This is a genomic window from Polaromonas sp. C04 (assembly GCF_002002705.1).
Classification (GTDB): domain Bacteria; phylum Pseudomonadota; class Gammaproteobacteria; order Burkholderiales; family Burkholderiaceae_C; genus Rhodoferax_A.
Window position 1 is genome coordinate 1 of record NZ_MUNS01000005.1, and the last position, 2,626, is coordinate 2,626.

General features: G+C 63.4%; 3 protein-coding genes. All 3 read left to right on the forward strand.

The window, feature by feature from the left end; translation table 11 throughout:
• Positions 1 to 85 precede the first annotated feature (85 nt).
• The 3 genes from tnpA (at position 86) to tnpC (ending at position 2,537) form a co-directional block, all read left to right on the forward strand.
• Positions 86 to 514, forward strand: a complete 429-nt coding sequence (tnpA, locus tag B0E49_RS00030) for an IS66 family insertion sequence element accessory protein TnpA (protein ID WP_077559933.1) — start codon at positions 86 to 88, stop codon at positions 512 to 514.
• On the forward strand, positions 490 to 840 hold the full coding sequence (gene tnpB / locus B0E49_RS00035; RefSeq protein ID WP_077559934.1) for an IS66 family insertion sequence element accessory protein TnpB: 351 nt from the start codon (positions 490 to 492) through the stop codon (positions 838 to 840). The genes tnpA and tnpB overlap by 25 nt, the downstream gene beginning before the upstream one ends.
• Before the next feature lie 95 nt (positions 841 to 935).
• Positions 936 to 2,537: an IS66 family transposase gene (gene tnpC, locus B0E49_RS00040; protein WP_077559935.1), complete on the forward strand. Its 1,602-nt coding sequence runs from the start codon at positions 936 to 938 to the stop codon at positions 2,535 to 2,537.
• The last annotated feature ends 89 nt before the right edge of the window (positions 2,538 to 2,626 follow it).

Genomic DNA, 2,626 nt, shown 5'->3' on the forward strand with positions numbered 1-2,626 from the left:
CGTAAGCGGTCGACTAACCACGTTCTTGTGAAGCGCGTCTCAACCTACGAAGCTACGTTCCCACGTACATGTAGATGGGAACGTAATGTCAGAGCGGATTTCAGATTTGGCGCGGCGGCTGGTTGTTGGGCACAAACGCGACGGTCGGTGCATCTATGACGCGCAAGCCAAGCGCGAGTTGGTCCTGGCGTGCCGCGAGTCTGGGGTGTCGATGTCCAAGCTGGCACGCGACTGCGGCGTCAACGCCAATCAGCTGAGCAGTTGGGTGCGTCGGCATGAACGAGAGACGGACGGGGCGTTGCCGTCGAGCGGGAATGTTGTCGAAGTCGAAGCGCCGGCGTTCGTGCCGGTGCACATTGATGCGGCTGCGCAGCAGGATGCGACGGTCGTTGGTATGCAGGCACGCCTTCCCAACGGGGTTGTCGTAGATCTGACCGGATGCGGCCTGCTGCAGGCGTGCGAGTTGATCGAGACGCTGGGGAGGCTGCGGTGTTCCGGTTCGACGAAGGGTTGAAGGTCTATCTGCACCGCGAGGCCATTGACTTCCGCACTGGGCTCAACGGCCTGGCGGTCTTGGTGGAGCAGGCACTGGGCCTGGATCCATTCGCACAGGCCGTGTATGTGTTTCGCAACCGCCGGCGCGACCGCGTGAAGATTCTCGGCTGGGACCGCAACGGATTCTGGCTTCTTATGAAGCGGCTCGAGCAAGACCGCTTTATCTGGCCGGACGCAGCGACAGTGCCGACGTTGACAGTGGAACAACTGCACTGGCTGCTCGACGGCATTGATCTCGCGGTGATCCAGAAGCATCCTCATCGCTTCTACGAACGCGTCGCCTGAGCCCTCGCACCGGGAGCTTTCAAACAGGTTGCCGAGGCTTCATAAAAATGCGATGTTCGAGGAACGCCTGCACGTCATGCTGATCGAAGCAGGCGATGGTTCAAATGCCCACCGCCGAAGAATTCGCAGCCCTGCAACAGGCGTTGGCCGAGGCCACTCGGCGCAGCGAATCCCTCGTCGGCGAATTGCGTGTGGTGCGCACCGAGCGCGACCTGCTCAAGGAGCAGTTGAACAAGTTCAAGCGCCAGCTCTTCGCCGCCAAGAGTGAGGCCAGCGCACGGGATCAGAAAGACATGTTCTTCAACGAGGCCGAGGACCTGGGCGCAGATGCCCAGCCGGCAGAAGAAGAGCTCGAAGACGATGACACCGTCACTGTTCCCGCCCACAAGCGCGCCAAGCGCGGGCGCAAGCCGCTGGATCCCGCGCTGGCGCGCGAGGTGGTGCGTCACGAACTTCCCGAGGCCGAGCGCATGTGCCCGCACGACGGTGCCACGCTGCAAGAGATCGGCGTCGAGGCCAGCGAGCAGCTCGACATCATCCCGCAGCAGGTGCGTGTCATCCGCCACGAGCGCGTGAAGTACGCGTGCCCGTGCTGCGACTTCGCCCTTCGTCTGGCGGCCAAGCCCGAGCAGGTGATCCCCAAGGGCCTGTTCAGCGAAGGCCTGCTGGCCTGGGTGATCACCTCCAAGTACATGGACGGCCTGCCGCTGTATCGCCAGGCTGCGCTGCTGGCGCGCTTCGGTGGCAGCGACATCTCGCGCAACACGATGGCGGCGAGCGTCGTGCGCGTGGGCCAGGCTGTGCAGCCGGTGATAAACCTGCTGCGCGACCTGGTGCTGGAGGCGCCGCTGATCTACGGCGACGAGACCCACATCCAGGTTCTGAAGGAGGCCGGCAAAGCCGCCCGGAGTAAAAGCTTCATGTGGGCGCAGATGACCGAAGGATCCGGCCCCGAGGGCACGGGTCCGCCGATCCGGTTGTTTGCCTACTCCCCGTCACGCAGCACAGAAGCGGCGCAGCGTTTGTACGCCGGCGTGCGCGCGGGCGCCGTGCTGATCACGGATGGCTACGAGGTCTACAACCAGATCGCGCTGGCACATCGGCTCGTGCACCTTGGATGCTGGGCGCATTGCAGACGATATTTCCACGAAGCCCTGCAGGCGTTGCCGAAGAACAAGCGCGGCGCAGACCAACTGGCCGCGCAGTTCATGGAACTGATCGCGAAGCTGTACCGCGCGGAGGCCCAAGGGCGCGAACATGCGCTCGACGCGCACGCCCTGAAGCAGCTTCGCCAGCAGCACAGTGCCCCGGTTCTTGATGGGATCGAAGCATTGCTGCTGGCCAACCTGCACGCAGTGCTGCCGGCAAGCCTGCTGGGCAAGGCCTTGCACTACCTGTCGTCTCAGTGGTCCAAGCTCAAGCTGTTCGTCGACGACGGCCATCACCCGATCGACAACAACCCTTGCGAGAATTCGATCCGTCCCTTTGTGGTCGGGCGTCGCAACTGGTTATTTGCGGACACCGTGGCCGGGGCCAATGCGAGCGCGAACTTGTATTCGCTGCTACAGACCTGCAAGGTCAACGGCATCGATGGCTATCAGTACCTGCGAGCCTTGCTTGTCGCACTGCCTCGCGCCAAGACGGCCGACGACTATGAGGCCTTGCTGCCCTGGCGCATCGCGCTTCCCAGCACCTGAACGCGCAGCCCGGCGCCGCAACCCCCCGCCGGCAACACTCAGCACATCAGCACCACGCGCGCAAGGGGCGTGGTTAGTCGACCGCTTAC